Annotated in this window: 25 protein-coding genes, 1 tRNA gene and 1 pseudogene; 11 read left to right on the top strand and 16 right to left on the bottom strand. The window is 77.5% G+C overall.

Going from position 1 to position 18320, the window contains the following annotated elements:
• Positions 1–11: 11 nt before the first annotated feature.
• The 5 genes from ACI798_RS16050 to ACI798_RS16030 form a co-directional block, all read right to left on the bottom strand.
• Positions 12–332 carry a GNAT family N-acetyltransferase gene (locus tag ACI798_RS16050; protein WP_456941788.1) on the bottom strand — a complete coding sequence of 107 codons (321 nt, stop codon included), beginning with the start codon at positions 330–332 and terminating at the stop codon, positions 12–14.
• A gap of 124 nt (positions 333–456) precedes the next feature.
• Positions 457–627 carry a hypothetical protein gene (locus ACI798_RS16045; RefSeq protein ID WP_456941787.1) on the bottom strand — a complete coding sequence of 57 codons (171 nt, stop codon included), beginning with the start codon at positions 625–627 and terminating at the stop codon, positions 457–459.
• Between the two features lie 48 nt (positions 628–675).
• Positions 676–972 (bottom strand): hypothetical protein, encoded by a 297-nt coding sequence (locus ACI798_RS16040; protein WP_110004333.1) that lies wholly within the window; start codon positions 970–972, stop codon positions 676–678.
• A 198-nt stretch (positions 973–1170) separates the two neighbouring features.
• The gene (locus ACI798_RS16035) at positions 1171–1695 is read right to left on the bottom strand and encodes a hypothetical protein (RefSeq protein WP_456941786.1); all 525 of its coding nucleotides are present in this window, start codon (positions 1693–1695) and stop codon (positions 1171–1173) included.
• A gap of 80 nt (positions 1696–1775) precedes the next feature.
• Positions 1776–1848, bottom strand: a tRNA-Arg gene (locus tag ACI798_RS16030).
• A gap of 94 nt (positions 1849–1942) precedes the next feature.
• On the opposite strand from ACI798_RS16030, the gene ACI798_RS16025 reads away from it, so the two are divergent.
• The 5 genes from ACI798_RS16025 to ACI798_RS16005 are packed head-to-tail and all read left to right on the top strand — an operon-like array spanning position 1943 to position 4934.
• Positions 1943–2266, top strand: a complete 324-nt coding sequence (locus ACI798_RS16025; RefSeq protein WP_456941785.1) for a hypothetical protein — start codon at positions 1943–1945, stop codon at positions 2264–2266.
• 44 nt (positions 2267–2310) lie between these two features.
• Positions 2311–2748 carry an SRPBCC family protein gene (locus ACI798_RS16020; protein ID WP_456941784.1) on the top strand — a complete coding sequence of 146 codons (438 nt, stop codon included), beginning with the start codon at positions 2311–2313 and terminating at the stop codon, positions 2746–2748.
• A 41-nt stretch (positions 2749–2789) separates the two neighbouring features.
• Positions 2790–3644, top strand: coding sequence for an NAD-dependent protein deacetylase (locus tag ACI798_RS16015; protein ID WP_456941783.1), 855 nt, complete (start codon positions 2790–2792; stop codon positions 3642–3644).
• The gene (locus ACI798_RS16010; RefSeq protein ID WP_456941782.1) at positions 3641–3940 is read left to right on the top strand and encodes a biopolymer transporter Tol; all 300 of its coding nucleotides are present in this window, start codon (positions 3641–3643) and stop codon (positions 3938–3940) included. The genes ACI798_RS16015 and ACI798_RS16010 overlap by 4 nt, the downstream gene beginning before the upstream one ends.
• 31 nt (positions 3941–3971) lie before the next feature.
• Entirely contained in the window at positions 3972–4934 is a 963-nt protein-coding gene (locus tag ACI798_RS16005; protein WP_457048375.1) for an MSMEG_6728 family protein, read from the top strand.
• On the opposite strand, the gene ACI798_RS16000 is transcribed toward ACI798_RS16005, so the two are convergent.
• The 3 genes from ACI798_RS16000 to ACI798_RS15990 all read right to left on the bottom strand — a co-directional run bounded on the left by ACI798_RS16000 (position 4931) and on the right by ACI798_RS15990 (position 6564).
• Positions 4931–5305: a phosphotransferase family protein gene (locus ACI798_RS16000; RefSeq protein WP_457048374.1), complete on the bottom strand. Its 375-nt coding sequence runs from the start codon at positions 5303–5305 to the stop codon at positions 4931–4933. The genes ACI798_RS16005 and ACI798_RS16000 overlap by 4 nt on opposite strands.
• 480 nt (positions 5306–5785) lie before the next feature.
• The gene (locus tag ACI798_RS15995; protein WP_456941779.1) at positions 5786–6205 is read right to left on the bottom strand and encodes a PaaI family thioesterase; all 420 of its coding nucleotides are present in this window, start codon (positions 6203–6205) and stop codon (positions 5786–5788) included.
• Entirely contained in the window at positions 6202–6564 is a 363-nt protein-coding gene (locus ACI798_RS15990) for a VOC family protein (RefSeq protein ID WP_456941778.1), read from the bottom strand. Before ACI798_RS15990 ends, ACI798_RS15995 begins: the two co-directional genes overlap by 4 nt.
• 89 nt (positions 6565–6653) lie before the next feature.
• Between ACI798_RS15990 and ACI798_RS15985 the strand changes: the two genes are divergently transcribed.
• Positions 6654–7352 (top strand): YbaK/EbsC family protein, encoded by a 699-nt coding sequence (locus tag ACI798_RS15985; protein ID WP_456941777.1) that lies wholly within the window; start codon positions 6654–6656, stop codon positions 7350–7352.
• Here the strand turns inward: ACI798_RS15985 and mscL are convergent.
• The 3 genes from mscL to ACI798_RS15970 all read right to left on the bottom strand — a co-directional run bounded on the left by mscL (position 7349) and on the right by ACI798_RS15970 (position 8807).
• Positions 7349–7741, bottom strand: a complete 393-nt coding sequence (mscL, locus tag ACI798_RS15980; RefSeq protein ID WP_456941776.1) for a large conductance mechanosensitive channel protein MscL — start codon at positions 7739–7741, stop codon at positions 7349–7351. The genes ACI798_RS15985 and mscL overlap by 4 nt on opposite strands.
• Before the next feature lie 12 nt (positions 7742–7753).
• Positions 7754–8371 carry a Flp pilus assembly protein CpaB gene (gene cpaB / locus ACI798_RS15975; RefSeq protein WP_457048373.1) on the bottom strand — a complete coding sequence of 206 codons (618 nt, stop codon included), beginning with the start codon at positions 8369–8371 and terminating at the stop codon, positions 7754–7756.
• A gap of 85 nt (positions 8372–8456) precedes the next feature.
• Positions 8457–8807, bottom strand: a complete 351-nt coding sequence (locus ACI798_RS15970) for an FmdB family zinc ribbon protein (protein ID WP_457048372.1) — start codon at positions 8805–8807, stop codon at positions 8457–8459.
• A 237-nt stretch (positions 8808–9044) separates the two neighbouring features.
• Between ACI798_RS15970 and ACI798_RS15965 the strand changes: the two genes are divergently transcribed.
• Positions 9045–10067, top strand: coding sequence for a methyltransferase (locus ACI798_RS15965; protein ID WP_457048371.1), 1023 nt, complete (start codon positions 9045–9047; stop codon positions 10065–10067).
• 66 nt (positions 10068–10133) lie between these two features.
• On the opposite strand, the gene ACI798_RS15960 is transcribed toward ACI798_RS15965, so the two are convergent.
• A complete protein-coding gene (locus ACI798_RS15960) occupies positions 10134–10931 on the bottom strand; it encodes a bestrophin-like domain (RefSeq protein WP_456941772.1) in 798 nt (265 codons plus the stop codon).
• Positions 10932–11111: 180 nt separating this feature from the next.
• Between ACI798_RS15960 and ACI798_RS15955 the strand changes: the two genes are divergently transcribed.
• Positions 11112–11564 (top strand): SRPBCC family protein, encoded by a 453-nt coding sequence (locus tag ACI798_RS15955; RefSeq protein WP_457048370.1) that lies wholly within the window; start codon positions 11112–11114, stop codon positions 11562–11564.
• Between the two features lie 16 nt (positions 11565–11580).
• On the opposite strand, the gene ACI798_RS15950 is transcribed toward ACI798_RS15955, so the two are convergent.
• The 3 genes and pseudogenes from ACI798_RS15950 to ACI798_RS15940 all read right to left on the bottom strand — a co-directional run bounded on the left by ACI798_RS15950 (position 11581) and on the right by ACI798_RS15940 (position 15224).
• Positions 11581–12480 carry an alpha/beta fold hydrolase gene (locus tag ACI798_RS15950; RefSeq protein ID WP_457048400.1) on the bottom strand — a complete coding sequence of 300 codons (900 nt, stop codon included), beginning with the start codon at positions 12478–12480 and terminating at the stop codon, positions 11581–11583.
• A gap of 324 nt (positions 12481–12804) precedes the next feature.
• Positions 12805–12954, bottom strand: a pseudogene (locus ACI798_RS15945) (DUF1232 domain-containing protein); the annotation flags it as partial.
• Between the two features lie 161 nt (positions 12955–13115).
• Positions 13116–15224: a SpoIIE family protein phosphatase gene (locus ACI798_RS15940; RefSeq protein WP_456941768.1), complete on the bottom strand. Its 2109-nt coding sequence runs from the start codon at positions 15222–15224 to the stop codon at positions 13116–13118.
• Between the two features lie 145 nt (positions 15225–15369).
• On the opposite strand from ACI798_RS15940, the gene ACI798_RS15935 reads away from it, so the two are divergent.
• Positions 15370–15873: an SRPBCC family protein gene (locus tag ACI798_RS15935; RefSeq protein ID WP_457048369.1), complete on the top strand. Its 504-nt coding sequence runs from the start codon at positions 15370–15372 to the stop codon at positions 15871–15873.
• Here the strand turns inward: ACI798_RS15935 and ACI798_RS15930 are convergent.
• Positions 15840–17120 carry an aminotransferase class I/II-fold pyridoxal phosphate-dependent enzyme gene (locus ACI798_RS15930; protein WP_456941766.1) on the bottom strand — a complete coding sequence of 427 codons (1281 nt, stop codon included), beginning with the start codon at positions 17118–17120 and terminating at the stop codon, positions 15840–15842. The two genes, ACI798_RS15935 and ACI798_RS15930, sit on opposite strands and share 34 nt — an antisense overlap.
• A 228-nt stretch (positions 17121–17348) precedes the next feature.
• Here ACI798_RS15930 and ACI798_RS15925 point away from each other — a divergent pair, with 228 nt between their 5' ends.
• Both ACI798_RS15925 and ACI798_RS15920 read left to right on the top strand, forming a co-directional pair.
• On the top strand, positions 17349–17843 hold the full coding sequence (locus ACI798_RS15925) for a MarR family winged helix-turn-helix transcriptional regulator (RefSeq protein ID WP_456941765.1): 495 nt from the start codon (positions 17349–17351) through the stop codon (positions 17841–17843).
• 71 nt (positions 17844–17914) lie between these two features.
• Complete coding sequence (locus ACI798_RS15920; RefSeq protein WP_456941764.1) at positions 17915–18316, top strand: VOC family protein; 402 nt, start codon at positions 17915–17917, stop codon at positions 18314–18316.
• Positions 18317–18320 lie beyond the last annotated feature (4 nt).

Genomic DNA, 18320 nt, shown 5'->3' with positions numbered 1-18320 from the left:
TCAGCGCCGGGTCAGCGGTCGGCGGTGGCCAGCCCGAAGTGGGGCTTGTCGTCGTCGGCGACGAGGTCGAGCGTCTCGGGATGCTGCTGGATGTAGTGGCGCACGAAGGAGCAGTAGGGCAGGACGTGCAGTCCGCGCTCGCGGGCGGCGTCGAGGACGCCACCCACCAGGACCTTGCCGAGTCCGCGACCCCCCATGCTGGGGTCCACCTCGGTGTGCGGCAGGGCCATCGTGCCGTTCTCGACGTGGTAGCTGGCCAGTCCGACGACGCGCTCGCCGACCCGCACCTCGAACCGTCCCCGCTCGGGGACGTCGACCACCGTGGTCTCCATCGTTGCGTTCCCACCTCCGCTACGCCCCGGCGCCGTTGCCGGGGGCACGACGTGCATCTGGAACGGTAACGCCTCGGAGGCCGAGAGGTTTCCTGCGCGAACGGGTGTCCGCCGGAGGAGTCGGTCAGCCGGTGCCGCCCCACAGCGCCAGGACGGCGCCCGCGACGAACGCGATGGGGGCGAGGCGGAGCACGCTCGGGCCCCACGGGTCCTCCGGCCGGGAGGCGTGCGCGGCGCCGACGGCGAGCGCACCGACGGCGACGGCCAGGACCAGTGCCACGACGAGGAAATCCACGACGGCCTCCCTGCTCGCGCCTGGTACAGGTGTACTACGAAGCGGGGGTCAGGGGCGGGGGTTCGTGCGCGTCCATCCCCGGTCGTCCCGGCGGGCGCCGAGCGCGGCGCGGCAGCGGCGGCAGACGGCCTGCACCTCCTCGGCGTGCCGGCCGGACTCCGGCTGCACGTCGGCCCAGCTCACGTGCGGGAACCGGGCCAGCCGCGAGCGGGACAGCGACAGGCCGCAGACCGTCTCGTTGCGCCCGCGCTCCCACGCGTGCACCTCGCCGCTGGGGTAGCGGATGCCGTCGTCGGGGTCGGTCCACTGCCCGGCGGCCGCGACCGCGGCGTTGCGGAGTGCCATGCGTCCCCGGTACCCGCGGTGCCCGTCGGGGCCACCCCGACGGGCAGGAGGAACGCAGGCGCGTCCAGCTCGTCGCCTCCGACGCCACCCCGCCCGAGGTCCCGGCCGTCTCGGTGCACACCGACGACGTCGACGCCGCCCACGCGGAGGCCCGCGGGCTCCGCTACGGGATCGTGCACCCGCTGACGTCGCGCCCGGTCAGCTCAGGTGGTCGAGCCGGTCCCGCAGGAACTCCAGGTGGGCCTGCGCCCGGGCCGACACGCCGTCGAAGAAGGCCACCGCGGCGAGCATCTCGCGGTGGACCGCGCCGACGTCGACGCGGTCGGAGCCGAACGCGGTCTGCAACCGGATCAGGGCGCGGGACGTCACCGCCGTGTCCTCCGCGGCGTCGGGCCACAGCCCGACCAGCACGTCCTGGACCACGCTCCAGTGCGCGAAGACGTCGTCCCCGTCGAGGGTCAGCGGCTCCCCGGTCAGCGCCGGGAGGTCCTCGACGACCCCGAGCAGGGAGAGCCGGAGGTGCTCCCGCCAGGCCTCCAGGAAGCGGTAGACCACGAACCGGCCGGCCGGGTCCCCGGCGGTCAGCCGCGCGTACAGCAGGGCCGCCTCCTGGAGGACGCCCTCCCGCTGCTCGTAGGAGCCCTGCGGCCCGTCCCAGCACAGCGGCACGAGGAGCGCCTCCGGCGGCGCTGCAGGGACCGGCGACTCCGCGTCGTCCACCATGGTCCGGAACGGTAGAGGGCGGCCGCCGCGACCGGTACGCCGGACGCGGCGGGCGGTCACGTGCCCGCTGCGGACGACGGTGCCCCCGGCAGGATTCGAACCTGCGACACACGGTTTAGGAAACCGATGCTCTATCCCCTGAGCTACGGGGGCTCGTCGGCGCTCGGCCGACCGGGGCGTGCGGACCGAGGCTACCGGCACGCACGGAGGGGGCCCGCGGAGCGTCCCGGGTGTCTACCGTCGGTGCGTGTTGCTCGCAGTGGTCGAGATCGTGCTGCTGCTGGTGCTCGTCGGCCTGTTGCTGTCCCGCCTCGGCGTCTGGACGGCGGGACGGCGGGCCGCCCTGCCGCGGGCCCGGTGGGCGCCGGCGCACGACGAGGTCGACGGGCAGACGCGGGTGCTGCTCCGCCGCTCGTACCCGGGCACCGACGGGGTGCCGGTCGTCCTCGAGGACCGCGTGTTCGCGGCCTTCCCGGCCGACGACCCCGCCTGGGAGGCCCGCTTCACCGAGGCGATGGCCGGCGCCCGGTTCCGCTGCTCGTACCTGGACGCCGAGGACTCCGCCGGCTGAGCCTCCGCGGCGCGGCGGGCGGGGACGCGGGCAGGATGGCGGCCATGGGACAGGTCGTGGCCACCGCCGAACGCGTCGTCCGTGCTCCTGCCGAGCGGGTGCGGGCGGCCCTCGCCGACTACACCGGCACCCGCCGCGAGGTGCTGCCCGAGCAGTTCAGCGACTACCGCGTCGAGGCCGGCGGCCAGGGCTCCGGCACGCGGGTGCACTGGCGGTTCGCCGCGACGTCGAAGCGGGTGCGCGAGCAGGACGTCGTAGTCACCGAGCCCGACGGCACCCTCGTCGAGCGCGACACCCGCTCCTCGATGGTCACCACCTGGACGGTCACCCCGGCCGACTCCGGCAGCAGCACCGTGCGGGTGCGCACCACCTGGGACGGCGCGGGCGGCATCGGCGGCTTCTTCGAGCGCACCTTCGCCCCCAGGGGACTGCGCCGGGTCTACGACGACCTGCTCGGCCGCCTGGAGGGCCGGCTCACCTGACGACGGCGGCGCGGCGTGCGGTCACGGAGGACGATGGGCCGGTGACCGCCGCCCTCCCCGCCGTCCAGACCGCGGACGGCCTCGACGAGCTGGCCGGCCTGGTCGCCGACGGCGACGTCCTCGTCCTCTCCGGCGCCGGCCTGTCCACCGACTCCGGCATCCCCGACTACCGCGGCGCGACCGGCTCCCTGCGCCGGCACACGCCGATGACCTGGCAGACCTTCCGCCGCGACCCGCGCGGGCGGCACCGCTACTGGGCGCGCAGCTACGTCGGCTGGCCGCAGATGGCCGCCGCCCGCCCCAACGCCGGGCACTCCGCCGTCGCCCGGCTGCAGCGGGCCGGCCTGCTCGCCGGCGTCGTCACGCAGAACGTCGACGGCCTGCACCAGGCCGCCGGCGCCCGGGACGTCGTCGAGCTGCACGGCGGGCTGGACCGGACGGTGTGCCTGGCCTGCGGCGACGTCGCCCGGCGGGACGAGCTGCACCGCCGGCTGCGGGCCGCCAACCCGGCCTTCGGCCCGCGCGCGGACGAGGTGAACCCCGACGGCGACGCCGAGCTCCCCGACGAGGTGCTCGACGGCTTCGTCATGGTCGGGTGCACCGCGTGCGGCGACGGGCCGCTCAAGCCCGACGTCGTCTTCTTCGGCGAGACCGTGCCCCGCGACCGGGTGGACGCCTGCTTCCGGCTGCTCGAGGACTCCGCCGGCCTGCTCGTCCTCGGCTCCTCGCTGACCGTCATGAGCGGCTACCGGTTCGTGCTGCGCGCCGCCGAGCTCGGCATCCCGGTGGCGGTGGTCAACCTCGGCCCCACGCGCGGCGACGCCAAGGTCGACGTGAAGGTGGACGCGCCGCTCGGCGAGGTGCTGCCCGAGCTGGCCCGCCGCTGCGGCGCGTGACCCGCCGCGAGGTCCAGCACACCGAGGACGGCCGCTGGCTCGTCGTCGACGGGCGGCGGTGGCGGAAGGCGGACCCGGCCCTCCCCGACGACGTCCGCGCCCGGCTGCTCTCCCACCTCGGCACGGCGCGCGCGGCGGTGCGGGCGGCCACCGACCCGGCCGCCGTCCGGGCCGCCCGCGACCGGGTGCAGCTGGCCAAGACCGGGCTGGGGGAGCGCGGCCCCGCCTGGTGGGAGCAGGACGACGACGCCCGCCGTGCCCGCTGGGAGGCGGCGCTGGAGGCGCTCGGCGGTTGACCGCCCACCCGACCGGGCAGGAACCGCCGCGATGCAGACCTTCCTGCCGGTGGCCGACTTCGAGGAGAGCGCGCGGCTGCTGGACTCGCCGCGCCTGGGCAAGCAGCGGGTCGAGACGCTGCAGGTGCTGCGCGCCCTGGAGCTGCCCGACTACGGCTGGTCCTCGCACCCGGTCGTGCACATGTGGCGCGGGCGGACGGCGGCGCTGGTCGTCTACGGCCTGGCGATGGTGCGGGTCTGGCGCGAGCGCGGGTTCGCCGACAGCACGCGCACGCTGATCGCCGAGTTCGCCCCCGACGTGGAGGGTGCCGGCCAGGACGAGCTCGCCCGTGCCGGGATGCTGCCCTCCTGGGTCGGCGACGAGGCGCTGCACCTGTCCCACCGGTCGAACCTGCTGGCCAAGGAGCCGGACTTCTACCGGCCGCGGTTCGCCCCGCTGTTCGGCGCCGAGCCCGACGATCTGCCCTACGTCTGGCCCGGCCCCGACGACGTCCCGCCGGCGGCCGCGCCCGAGGGCACCCGGGTGTGGGTGGTGCGGCCGCGGGCGCACAACGAGCTGGGCGCGTGCCTGGCCGCGGGCGTCGTCGGGCTCGGCACCCAGTCGGGGGTCGACGTCGACGCCACGGGCCTGTCGCCGGCCGAGCTGCGCGCGCTGGCCAAGGAGATCTCCGGGCGCCGGCCGAGCAAGGACCTGCGCCAGCTGTCGGCCTTCCTCGACGAGATCCGCCCCGGCGACCCGGTGGCCCTGCCGATCGAGCACGGCGCCGGCCTGCTGGTCGGCGAGGTGCTCGGCGACTACCGGTTCGACGGCCGCGAGCTGCTGCCGCACCGCCGCCCGGCCCGCTGGGACCGGGTGGTCCCGCGCGCGGCGGCCCGCCCGCCGGCGACGCTGCAGGACCCCCGGGCGCTGTTCTCCGTGGTGCTCGACCCCGACGTGCTGCCGCCGTCGTCGGCCGGCACCACCTACCGCGAGCCGGCGCTCCCGCTCGTCTAGTCGAGCACCCCGGCGAGTACCGCCGCGGCCTGCGCCCGCCGCTCCGGGTGGTGGGCGCCGACGACGGTCCACCAGGCCGCGGCGTGCAGCCGGCGCAGCTCCAGCCAGGGCGCCAGTTCGGCGTCGGACGGGCCGCCCATCGCGTCCAGCGCGGCCCGGCCGTCCAGCCGGGAGGTGAGCCGCAGGCAGGCGAGGTCCCACTCCGGCGGGCCGGCGCAGGTGTCCTCGAGGTCGGTCCACCGCCGGCCGTCCGGCGTGGCCAGCAGGTTGCCGGGGTGCGCGTCGCCGTGCAGCGCCTGCACCCGGCCGCCCAGCCGGGGACGGAGGACCTCCACCCGCTCCGCCATCCGCGCGCGGACGGCGGGCTCCACGCCCCACGCGCCGGCCCGCTCGGTGAAGACGGCGAGGTCGTCGAGCGGGGTGTCCAGCGCGCCCGGTCACGGGCAGGCCGGCGAGCACCTCGTGCAGCGCGGTGAGCGCGGCGGCCACCCCGGCCGGGGACGGTGGCCGCGGCAGCACCTCGACGTGCCGCCAGAAGGTGAGCGTCAGCCCCCCGTGCACGTGCGGTCCCGGCGGCAGCAGGTCGCTCGGCGGGACGACCGCGGCGCCGGCCGCCGCCAGCGCTGCGGCGAGGGCGACCTCGCGGCCGGCCGGGCGGGCCGGGTCGGGGCGCAGCAGCGGCGTCAGCGTCGCCACCCGCGCCACGACCGGCACGGGGGCGAGGTGGACGACGACGTTGACGCCGTCGTGCAGCACCCGCGGCCCGGCCGACCGGACGCCGTGCGCGGCGGCCACCGCGGTGGCGGCGGCCACCGCGGTGGCGGCGGCCGCCGCGCGCCGGGCCCGGTCGCTCACGCCCCCGGGAACGGCACGTTCTGCAGGCGCACCTGGCCGCGGGCGACGAGCTTGCCGTCCTCGGCGCGGGTGAGCTGCACCAGCCACAGCTGCAGGGTGCGGCCCTGCTGCACGGGCTCGGCGACGACGTCGAGCCGGCCGGCGGTGACCGGCCGCAGGAAGTCGGTGCTGTTGTTCACCCCGACGGCGAACTGGCCGCGGTCGGCGACGGCGGTGCTGGCACCGATCGACGCCGCCGACTCGATCACCGCGCAGTAGACGCCGCCGTGCACGACGCCCCACGGGGTGTGGTGGTCCGGCCCGAGCTCGACGGTGCCGGTGACCCGGGTGCCGCTGACCTCGGCGACGTCGAACCCGGTGGCCGCGACGAACGCGCTGGCCCTGCTCCGGTCGACGTCGGGCACGTGCGCGCTCATGCGGCGTCCCACACGAGGCAGAACGGGTGGCCCACCGGGTCGGCGTAGACGCGGAAGTCGCCCCCGCCGCCGGGCAGTCTCCGCGCGCCCAGGGCGAGCACCTCGGGCTCCGCCTCGTCGACGTCGGCCACGTACACGTCGAGGTGGAACTGCTGCGGGCGCTGCGGGTCCGGCCAGTCCGGCGGGACCAGGTCCGGCGCCTGCTGGAACGCCAACCGGTGCCCGCGGCCGCTGACCACGACCCAGTCGTCGCCCGGGCCGCCCTTGCTCACCTCCAGCCCCAGCAGCTCGGCGTAGAAGGTGGCGAGCGCGTGCGCGTCGGGTGCGTCGATCACGACGGAGTGCAACTGGCCGATCATGGGCCCCATCCTGGCCGGTCGGCACCGTCCCCACCGCCCGCGATCGGGCCGTCCGTCGCAGGGATCCGGCCAGGGGGCAGGATCGGGACGTGCCCGACCCGACCGACCGGCCCCCCGTCCTCGGCTCGCTGACCTGGGTCCCGGCCGCCTCGCGCGCCGACCTGCTGGCCGGCCCGGTCGCGGCCGCGCTGGCCGGCCTGCCCGGTCCGGCGTGGGTCGCCCCCGTCGACGACGCGCTCGCCGACACCGCCGCGTTCACCGAGGCGTACGGGGTGCCACCGGAGGCCTCGGCGAACTGCGTCGTCGTGGCCGCGCGCCGGGCGGGGCAGACGACGCTGGTGGCCTGCGTCGTCCTGGCCACCACCCGCGCCGACGTCAACGGCCTGGTCCGGCGGCACCTGGGCGCGCGCAAGGCGTCGTTCGCGCCGCAGGACGTGGCCGTCGCCGAGAGCGGGATGGCCTACGGCGGGATCACCCCGGTCGGGCTGCCGGCGTCGTGGCCGGTGCTGGTCGACGCCGCGGTGGCCGCTGCCGGGCTCGTCGTCGTCGGCTCGGGGACCCGCGGGGCGAAGCTCGCCGTCCCGGGGGCGGTGCTGGCCGCGCTGCCGTCGGCGGAGGTCCTCGACGGGCTGGGGGTGCCGGTGGTCGAGGCGCCCCCGCCGCCACCGGCGGCCGCGGCCGAGCGGGCGCCCGACGACCGCGACGTCGGCTGGGGCGAGCGCCCCGACGACTCCGACCCGGACCGCCGCTACCTGGAGGACCGGCCGCCGCACTGGGGCTCCGACTAGGGCCGCGGATCACCCTGCCGGTCGCGCAGCAGATCGCGGATCTGGGCGAGCAGCTCCACCTCGGTCGGCGCCGCGGGCCCGGCCTCGACGCCGCGCCGGCGCCGCTCGGCGATCCGCTTCGTCGGCAGCACGACGACGAAGTAGACGACCGCCGCGGTCAGCACGAACGTGATCACCTGGCTGACGAACGCGCCGTAGGCGAACGTCTCGCCGTTGACGGTGAACTCGCCGCCGACACCGCCGCCACCGGTGACCAGCGCGATCAGCGGGGTGAGGAACGAGTCGGTGAACGCGGTGACGACCGCGGTGAACGCGGTGCCGATGACCACCGCGACGGCCAGCTCGACGACGTTGCCGCGCAGCAGGAAGTCCTTGAATCCCTTGAGCACGCGGCCATCCCCTCACGGCGACCGCGGCAGGCTCAACGTCAGCGTGGCGGTGGTGGCCGCAGCGGCGAGAGTGGCGGCCGTGGCCTCGTCGACGGCGAGCACGAGCAGCCCGCCGTCGTCCCCGCCGGACCGGGGTGCGGCGAGGACCAGCGCGCCGCGGGCCACCGCCTCGGCCCGTCCCGCGCCCGGCGCGGTGGCCAGCACGTCGACCCGGTCCCCGGCGGCGGCGAGCCCCGCGACGGCGAGGTCGGCGAGCCGGACGGGCGCGGCCACCTGGCCGGCCGGCAGCAGCGCCGTCAGGCCCGGGCCGAGCAGCCGGACGTCGGTGACCGGCTCACCGGCGCGCAGCGGCGCGGCCAGCACCCGGCCGGTCAGCTCCGCCGGGTCGGCCGCGACGCCGGCCGGGACCGCGCCGGCCGGCAGCTCCGCGGTGGCGAGCAGGTCGGGGGTCAGCACCGTCCCGGCCGGCAGGTCGCCGGCGGCGGTGACCACCGGGGTGCCGGCGGGCGGGGCCGCGGCCGGGACCGGCGGCGGGCGCAGGGCGAGCAGCAGCGCGCCGACGGCGAGCGCCGCCGCCAGGCACCGGCGCAGCAGGAGGGCGGGGGAGCGGGGACGGCGGAAGCGGACCACCGGCCCAGGCTCGCCGCCCGGTCGCCCCGGCGGCGCCGGCGCGGGCGGGCTGTGGAGCGGCCGCCCGGCTGTGGACGGCCGGGGCTCAGCTCGCGGCGGCCTTGCTGCCGCCGCCCGAGGACGAGGACGAGGGCGAGGACGAGGAGGAGGACGAGGAGGACGACGAGCTGCTGCTCGACGACGACGTCGAGGAGGACGACGAGTCCGAGGACGACGACGCGGTGCTCGTCGACGAGTCGCCGGAGGACGAGCCGGACCGGCTGTCGGTGCGGTAGAAGCCGGAGCCCTTGAAGACCACGCCGACCGAGCCGTAGACCTTGCGCACGGGGGCGTCGCAGGTCGGGCACTCGGCCACGGCCGCGTCGGTGAAGGACTGCACCACCTCGAACTGGTGCTTGCCCTCGGGGTTGGTGCAGACGTACTGGTACGTGGGCACGGCGTGGCACTCCTGGTCGAGCGGGGGTGGGGCGGGCCCGGCGCCGGCGGAGGCTGGCACTCGGGGCCCTCGACTGCCAATGATGCGCCACGCCGCGACCCGCCGTCCACGGATGTCGGCGAGTGTCACCTCTGCGGCGGGTGAGCCGGATCGCGGTGGGGGCGCGCGTCAGCCCCCGGTGCGGTCGAGGTGCGCTACCGTCGCGCTCTCCGGGCCGAGGGGGGCTCGATGGCCAGGATGCCCGACCCGAGAGCGCTGGCCGAGGTGCTGCGCAGCGGGGACCTCCGCGCGCGGCTGCGCGCCGCGCGGGAGGGTCTGACCGGGGTCCGGCTGCAGCTGGTCGCCGCCGCGCTCGACCTGGGCGTGCTCGACGCACTCGGCGAGGGCCCGGCCGGCACCCAGCAGCTGGCCGGACGCCTGGGTGTGGTCGACCGGGACCTGCTGACCGCCTACCTCCGCGTGCTCGCTGCCGCGGGGCTGGTCGCCGGGGAGGGCTCGTGGCGGCTCACCCGGTTCGGCCGCGCGGTCGTCGGCGACGACCCGGTGCGCGCGACGTACGAGGGCTTCGGCGGCTACCACACCGAGCTCTACCGGGACCTGCCGGTGCTGCTGCGCGGTGGCCCGGGGCGGCGCGACACCGCCGAGGACGGCGAGGTGATCGCCCGGCTCTCTGCCGCGATCTCCCCGCTGGTCCGCGCTCACCTGGTCCGCACGGTCACGGAGCGTCGGCCGCGCCGGGTGCTCGACGTCGGGTGCGGTGCCGGCCTGTACCTGGCGGCGGTGCTCGAGGCGGCCCCGGACGCCACCGGCGTCGGTGTGGACGTCGACCCCGACGCCGCTGCAGTGGCCCGGCGCACGCTGAGCGAGCGGGGCCTGGCCGACCGGGCCGCTGTCGAGACGGTCGACATCCGCAGGGCGCTCGCCGCCGGTCGCCCGGGCGCCCTCACCGACGGCATCGACCTGGTCCTGCTCGCCAACGTCGTCCACTGCGTGCCGGTCGACGAGCGCGTGGAGCTGCTGCGCGCGCTCGGCCGCCTGCTCGCACCCGGCGGCGCCCTCGTGGTCGTCACCACCGTGGTCGGGCCGCAGCTGTTCAGCCGGCACCTGGACCTGCTGCTGCGGGCGCAGGAGGGCCGCATGGAGCTGCCCGCCGTCGACGTGCTGCTCGGTCAGCTGCGCGAGGCGGGGCTGCAGCCGCACCCCCCGGAGCGGATCGGCCCTCCTGCGGCCGCGCTCAGCACGGTGACGGCGAGCCGCTGAGGACGTCGGCCACCCGGGGATCGCGGGCGCGCTCCGAACGCTGCCCGCAGAGCCGGCGTGGGTCGGCTAGTCGCCGTCCGCGGGGCTCCCGAAGTCGTCGAGCACGCGCTCGAAGGCCGTGGGGTGCACGGCGACGTCGCCGGCGAACGGGTAGTTGAACCCGACCGCGACGAACAGGAGCACGCCGATGAGCACCGAGAGGCTGCCCACCATGACGAGGTGCAGCGCGGTGCGTTCCAGGCCGAACAGGAGCGCGAAGCCGACGGTGACGAGGGCACCGACGACCAGCGCGACCCACAGGCTGGCGGGGATCCCGCTCTCGACGAAGTCGAGCCGCTGGCTGCGCAGGCTCACGAGCTCGTTCAGCCGGTCCACCTCCGCGCCCACGAACTCCTGCTCCCCGGGCGTGGTGACGGGCGTGCCGGCGAGCAGGTCCGCCATCTCCTGCAGGACGTCCCCCGCCTCGGGGTCCCCCGGGCGTCCGTCGGCCATGGCCGGCCACGAGTCCTCGACCACCTCGGTCGCGTACTGCAGGACCAGGTCCCGCATCTCCGCCTGCGACTCCCCGGGCAGGCCGACGCTGTCCCGGTAGAGGGTCCGCAGGGCGCTCGCCTCCTGGCCGACCACCTCCTCGGCCCTGGTGAAGCTCTCCCAGGCGACGATGACGACGAAGGCCAGCAGCACCGCGTAGATGACACCGACGACCGCGATGATGAAGCCCACCACGTCGTTGTGCTCACCCCGTGCCAGCGCCGGCCAGCGCCGCCGGATCCCCAGTTGGACGAGCAGGACCACCGCGGGGAAGACGACCACCAGCCCGATGAACACGAGCCACCCCGGGGCGGAGAGGATGCTCCGGACCATGCTGCCCTCCCGGCGCTGCCGATCCCGCGCGCCCGGGATCGCGTCGTGGTCGAGGGCAGCGTCGCACTCCCCGCCGGGGGCAGGAACCCGATCCGGCCCCGCTGCGGGCCGATCCGTCGTCCCCCGGTGGCAGGGTGTCGGTGCCGCCGGGGCGGCGGCACGGCGAGGGAGCGAGGCGGCATGCAGGACGTGGAGGTCCGCCGGCACGTGGCGGCGCCGGTGGAGCGCGTGTGGGCGGTGGTCACCAACCTCGCGGGGTCGCCGCAGGTGGTCCGGGGCATCGACGCGGTGGAGGTCCTCACGCCGGGGGAGTTCGGCGTCGGGACGCGGTGGCGGGAGACCCGCACGATGATGGGGCGCTCGGCCACCGAGGAGATGACCGTCACCGCGGTGGAGCCGCAGCGGTCGTACACGACCGAGGCGGTGCGGCCGGGCGTCCGGTACCTGTCGACGGTCGCGGTGACCCCGGCCGGCGACGGCGGGAGCGACCTGGCGATGACGTTCGGGGCCCGGCCGACGTCCACGCTGGCGCGGGTCCTCGGGGCGGTCACCGGCCCTCTCGGCCGGCGCGCGGTGACCCGGGCGCTGGAGGCGGACCTGGCCGACATCGCCACCGCGGCGGAGCGGTCCTGACGCCTCGGGTCCCCGGTCAGCGGCCGACGAAGCGCAGGACGGCGTCGTTGACGAACGCGGGGGCGTCCTCGTGCACCAGGTGGGAGGCGCCCGGCACGACCACCTGCTCGGCGGAGGGCAGCAGGTCGGCGAGCCAGTCGCCGAGCGCCCGCGTGATCGCCGGGCTGCGCTCGCCGGTGAGGAGCAGGGCCGGGGCGCGCACGGTGCGCAGCTCCGCCTCGGTCACCGGCGGGAACCCCGCACGGAACTCGGCCTGCAGCGTGTCCGCGCTCTCGCGCACCTGCTGCCGGCGCTCGGGTGTCATGGCGGCCAGGGCCCGCCGGCCGAGCACGCCACGGGCGAAGAGCTCCAGCGCCCGCCCGGGGTCGCCGCGCCGGTAGGCCCAGGCCATGGGGGCGGAGGTGCGCAGCCCGAACCCGAGCACCGCGAGCGTCGCGCGCGGCCGGCGGCGCAGGGCGCGCGCCAGGTCGGCCGGCCGCGGGCGGGGCCCGGGGCCGAGCACCAGCGGTAGCAGCGGCGGCTCCTCGAGGACCAGGCCGCGGACGACGTCCGGGTGCTCCAGCGCGGTGAGCAGGCAGACGTACGCGCCCCACGAGTTGCCGACCAGGTGCGCCGGCGAGGCGTCCAGCGCCCGCAGCAGCGCGACCAGGTCCGCGACGTGCACCGGCATCGGGTCCGCCGCGCCGGCGGGGACCGGTGCGTTGGGGCGGGCGAAGCGGCGGCTGTAGGCGATGGCCCGGCACCGCGCGCCGAGCGGCCCGAGCTGCGCGGACCACGTGCGCAGGTCGCCGAGGCCGCCGTGCACGAGGACCACCGGCTCGCCGGCACCCAGCTCCCGGTAGGCCAGCGACACCCCGTCGACCGTCACGTGGCGCAGCGCCTCGAACCCGCTGCCCTGTGCCTGGGACACGGCCATGCCCGCTCCTCGGTCCGGCGGGCGTCCCAGCGTCCTCGCCCGCCGGCCCCGAGGGCAACCGGCGCGACCGCGGCTCAGCCGGGCAGGCGCGCCACCCGGCGCACCGCGGCCAGGCCGGCGTCCGTGCCCGGCCAGTGCCGGCTCAGCGGGGCGGCGCCCGCCCCGCGGGACACCCCCCCCCCCCACAAGCCCCCCCCCCCCCCCGCCGCCGCCCTCCACCCCCACCCCCAAAACTCCCGGAACAACACCACCCCCCCGCCCCCCCCCCCCCCCCCCCCCCCCCCCCCCCCGGCGGACCACCGAGCGCAGCACGAGGGCCACGGCGACCGCGTCGTCGGCGTACCCGATCACCGGGATGACGTCGGGCACCAGGTCGACCGGCAGCGCGAGGTAGCCCAGCAGCAGCCACAGGCGTACCCGGACCCCGCGCGGCAGGGAGCGGTCGGCGGCCAGCCGGCGGACCAGCCGCAGCACGTCGGGCAGCAGCCGCACCAGCTCCCGCGCCCGCAGCTCGTCGGGCCGGGCCGCCCAGAGCGCCGCCACCAGCACCAGCCAGCACAGCAGCAGACCCCCGGCGATCCCGGCCAGCGTCCACGCCCACCCGGGCACCGCGTCCTCCTCGCGCCGGCGCGACGCTACGGCGCCGGCTGCGGCTGCACCACCTCGGACGGGCGGGGCGTCCTCGGCGCCACCACGGGCGCGACCGGCTGCAGCCGCAGGCAGAGCAGCACGACGTCGTCGTGCAACCGCTGGCCGCCGGTGAGCTCGGTCATCACCGTGTCGCACCAGGACCGGGGGTGGGCGCCGTCGAGCCGGGCGGCGACCGACGCCAGGCGGGCGAGGCCGGCGTCCACGTCGGCGTCGCGCCGCTCGACGAGACCGTCGGAGTACCAGAGCAGCGTCGAGCCGGGCGGGACCTCGACCTCGTCCTCCGCGCGGGGCCCGGCGGCGACCGACAGCGGCCGCGACCGCCCGCCGGTGAGGTACCGGACGTCGGAGCCGGTGACCAGCAGCGGGGGCGGGTGGCCCGCGCAGGCGTAGCGCAGCCGGCAGGTGGCCGGGTCGTACTCGCCGTAGCCGATGGTGGTCAGCGCCGCGCCCGGGACGGACGACGACGCCCGGTCCAGCGCCTCGAGCACCGCGGCGGGGCCGTCGTGCGGCGCGGCGGCCAGGACGCTCAGCGCCGAGTGCAGCCGGCCCATCGCCGCGGCGGCCCGCAGGTCGTGGCCGACGACGTCGCCGACGGCGAACCCCACCCGGCCGAGGGGCAGCGGGAAGGCGTCGTACCAGTCGCCGCCGATGTCGTGCTGCTGGTCGGCCGGGCGGTAGCAGCCGGCGAGCTCCACGCCGGGCAGCCGGTCGGGGACGGCGGGCAGGAAGGCCCGCTGGAGCTGGTGGGCGGCTTCCCGCTCCTCCTCGTACAGCCGGGCCCGGTGCAGCGCGGGACCCATGAGCTCGGCCAGCGTGCGCGCCATCGCCTCGACGTCGTCGTCGGCCTCGTCGTCGGCCTCGTCGTCGGCCGCGTCGCCGTCGGCGAAGCGGAAGCCGAGGGCCCCGAACGTCGTGCCGGCGACCCGGGCGGGCACCGCCAGCCCGGCCGGGTCCCCGGTGCGGACGGTGGCGCCGCGCCGGACCGCGGTGGCCAGCGGGGACGGGTCGCCGAGCGGCAGCGCGGTCTCCCCGTCCCCGTCCGTGGTCCACACGCGCAGCCGGCCGCCCTCCCGGTCGACCACCCCGACGGCGCCCGAGCCGGCGAGCAGGGCGATGCCGGAGCGGACCAGCACCGCGGCGATCGCGTCGGTGGTCGCCGCGGTCGCCAGCCCCGCGGTCACCTGCTGCAGCGCCTCGACCCGGCGGCGGGCGGCGGTCTCCCGGCGGGACGCCGACCGGGCCCGGTCCCGCTCGGCGATCTCCACGGCCAGCAGCCAGGCGCCCAGGACCGCCACGGCGATGAACGCCTGCAGGGCGGCGGCCTCCACCCGCGGGGTGTCGTGGAACGGGGCCCACGGCCCGCGCCCGACGACGGTCATGACGTTGGCGGTGACCGCGACCACCAGGCCGGCCTCGGTGACGACGGCGACGCCGTACCGGACGGCCAGCCAGGTGAGCCAGGGGATGGTCAGCCAGGCCACCGGGACGCCGACCGGCCAGAAGACGGCCGCCGTCACCGCGGCGGTCAGGAGCAGCACCGCCACCCGCCGGGCCGCGGCCGGCCGGCCCCGGCCCAGCCGCCAGGTCAGCACGGCCCCGCCGACGGTCAGCACGCCGAGCCCGTCGCCGGCCCAGAACGGGACGAGGCCGTCGAGCACCGCGGGCCCCTGCGACCAGTGGATGGTGACCGAGCCGAGCAGGCCGCCGACGAGCGGGCCGGCCAGCACGGCGCAGAGCAGGAACGCCGTCAGGTCGCGGCGGCGGCCCAGGTCCGGGGCGGGGGCGAACCGGCGCAGCAGGAGGGCGCCGACGAGGGGCTCGGCGGTGTTGGCCAGGGCGAAGCCCCAGGCGGCGACCGGGCCGATGCCCATGGACCGGTCGATCACCACCTCGACCAGCGCGGCCGTGGCGAGGACCCAGGGCCACCGGCGCCGGTCGCTGAGCACCAGCGCCGAGAGGGTCACCCCGGCCGGCAGGAACAGCACGGCACCGGTGCTCGACGCCTCGAACAGCAGGAACGAGGTGAGCGACCCGGCGGTGTACCCCGCGGCGACGGCGAGGACGAGCCGCCAGGGCACGGACAGGCGCGTCATCCCGGCCTCCGACCACTGGAGGGCCCCGCGCGCCTGTTCGACGGAGGCGGCCTCACCGTCGACCCTGGCAGGCGCCGGGCCGGAGCGGTAGGGGTGATCGTCCCGGCCCTGGCCCGCGGACGCCGGCGGGTGCAGCATCCCGCGGGTGAGCCTGCGCATCCCGCCGTCGGTGTCGGTCGAGGTCGAGGTCGGGGCGCCGCCGGAGGCGGTGTGGGCGGTGCTCGCCGACCCGACCCGGGTGGGGGAGTGGAGCGGCGAGTGCGTCCGGGCGGCCTGGCTGCCCGGCTCCTCGGCGGTGGCCCCGGGTGCGCGCTTCCGCGGCTGGAACCGGTCGGGCCGGTCGCGCCGGGCGCGGGTCTGCGAGGTCACCGAGGTGGACCCGGGGCGGGTGCCGGCCTGGCGGACCGTGCCCACGGGGCCCTACCGGGACCGGACGCACTGGCGGGTCGCCCTGGCACCGGCCGGCACCGGCACCCGGATCGGGCAGCGCTACGACCTCACCGGCATGCCGGCGGCGACGGAGCGGGTCGCGGCGCTGCTACTGCCCGCGCACCGCGACCGCACCGCCGGCCTCCGGGCCGACCTCGAGCGCCTCGGCCGGGTGGCGGCCGCGGGTCAGGCGACGGCGAGCGCCCCGCCGAGCTCCTGACCCGCGGTCCCGGCGTCCCGGGTGGCCCGGACGGCGGCGGCCACCGAGCCCGCGGCGGCCTGCAGCTGCTCGGCGGTGTGCGTGGCCATCACCGACAGCCGCAGCACCCCCTTGCCGCGCGGGACGGCGGGGTGGGCGACGGCGTTGCAGTACACCCCGGCCTCGTAGGCGGCCCGCCACGCAGCGGCGGTCGCCTCCTCGCTGCCGGTCGGGACGGCGATGACGGCGCCGCTGCCGGGCAGGGGCGGGGCGCCGGCGACGGAGAGCTCGACGCGCAGCCGGGCGCCGTTCTCCTGCAGCCGGTCCCGGCGCCCGGGCTCCTCGCGCAGGATGCGCAGCGCGGCCAGCGCCGCGCCGACGCCGGCCGGCTCGTTGGCGGCGCTGAACACGTAGGGCATCGCGCTGGCCCGGATGCCGTCGGCCACCGCCTTCGACGTCAGCACCGCCCCGCCCACGCTGGCCAGCGACTTGCTGAAGGCCAGCGTCACCGCGTCGACCCGGTCCAGGACGCCGCAGTGCTCGGCCGCGCCGCGGCCGAGCTCGCCGAGGACGCCGAGGCCGTGCGCCTCGTCGACCACCAGGCGCGCGCCGTACGCGGCGCACAGCTCGGCGAGCCCGGCCAGCGGCGCGGTCTCGCCGGTCATCGAGTAGACGCCGTCGACGACGACGACCGCGCCGGCGTGCGGGTCCAGCCGGTCCAGCCGCCGGGTCAGCGACCCGAGGTCGTTGTGCCGGAACCGGATCACGGTGCCGCGGCTGGCCGCCGCCCCGGCGTGCACGCTGGCGTGCGCGTGCGCGTCGACCAGCAGGGCGTCGTCGGGGCCGCAGGCGGTGGACAGCAGCGCGACGTTGGCGTTGACCCCGGAGGAGGTCAGCACGGCCGCCTCGACGCCGTAGTGGTCGGCGAGCTCCTCCTCCAGCTGCAGGTGCAGCCGGGTGGTGCCGTTGAGGACGCGGCTGCCCGAGGTGCTCGTGCCGAACCGGCGGACCGCGGCCACGGCGGCCTCGACGACCCGCGGGTCACCGGCCAGGCCGAGGTAGTTGTTGCTGCCCAGGTTCACCCGCGGGACGCCGTCGTCGTAGACGGTGACCGGCTCGGGCGCGCCCGCCGTCGGGACGCCGTGGGTGCCCACCCCGGCGCGGTCGTGCTCGCGCAGCAGCGCGGCGAGGGGGTTGCCCAGCAGGGGGGCGAAGGCGTCGCGCCGCCCGGTCGCGGGGGTCGGTGCGGGCTGCTCGCCGTGGGGCACGGGGTCTCCGTTCGGGTGGTGCTGTTCAGGAACCGGCCGGTCCGCCGACCGCAGCAACCCTCGGTGGCCGGTGACTGTCCGTCAACGGTGCATCGGCTCACAGTCCGGGCGAGTGACACCCGTCCCCCAGGCAGGCGTCACGCGGTGGTCGACCGCTCACAGTGCGTACCACCGGATCCGGTGGTGGGCGGCTCATCCGGGTGACGACGCGCCGGTACCGTCGCCGCCGTGACCGCGCGCTGGCTCGACGACACCCAGCAGCGGGCCTGGCGCGCCTGGCTCACCCTCGCCGAGCTGCTCCCGCGCGAGCTCGACGCGCAGCTCCAGCGCGACGCCGGCCTCTCGCACGCCGCCTACGTCGTGCTCGCGATGCTGTCCGAGGCGCCCGGCCGCAGCCGGCGGATGAGCGACCTCGCCCGGCGGGCCAACCAGTCGCAGAGCCGGCTCTCGCACACCGTGGCGCGGCTGGAGGACCGCGGCTGGGTCCGCCGCGAGCGCTCGCCCGAGGACGGCCGCGGCAACGTCGCCGTGCTCACCGACGCCGGCTGGGACCTCGTCCGCAGCGTCGCGCCCGGGCACGTCGACGCCGTCCGCGGCGCGCTGTTCGACCCGCTCACCCCCGGGCAGACCGAGGTGCTGCGCGAGGTGCTCGAGACCGTCGTCGAGCACCTGGACCCCGACCGCTCCCGCCGGGTGCCGCACGGCGGGGACGCCGCCGGCTGAGGCGCGGACGCCGGGCGGTGGCCGCCGCCGGGGGCTGGTCCGGGAGGTCACCGCGGCCTAGCGTCCCCGCCATGGGAGCGCGCCTGGCCGCCTACCTCAGCTACCGCGACGCACCGGCCGCCCTGGCCTGGATGGCGGCGCTCGGCTTCACCGTCGTCCGGCGGTCCGACGCCGCCGACGGCACGGTGGCGCACGCCGAGGTCCGCTGCGACGACGTCGTCCTGATGGTCGCCAGCGACGACGCCGGCTACGTCCGCCCGCCGCTGCTCGGCCGGTCCACCGGGTCCGGGCTGTACCTGGTGCTCGACGACCCCGCCGACGTCGACGACCGCTTCACCCGCGGCGTCGCCGCCGGCGCGACGCCGGTCATCGCCCCGGAGGACACCGAGTGGGGCACCCGGCGGGCGCGGCTGGTCGACCCCGGCGGCCAGGAGTGGAGCTTCGGCACCTACGCCCCCGGCGTCGCCCGGTGAGCCG

It is taken from the genome of Geodermatophilus sp. SYSU D01045 (assembly GCF_054050295.1).
This window is presented reverse-complemented; position numbering and strand designations above follow the sequence as displayed.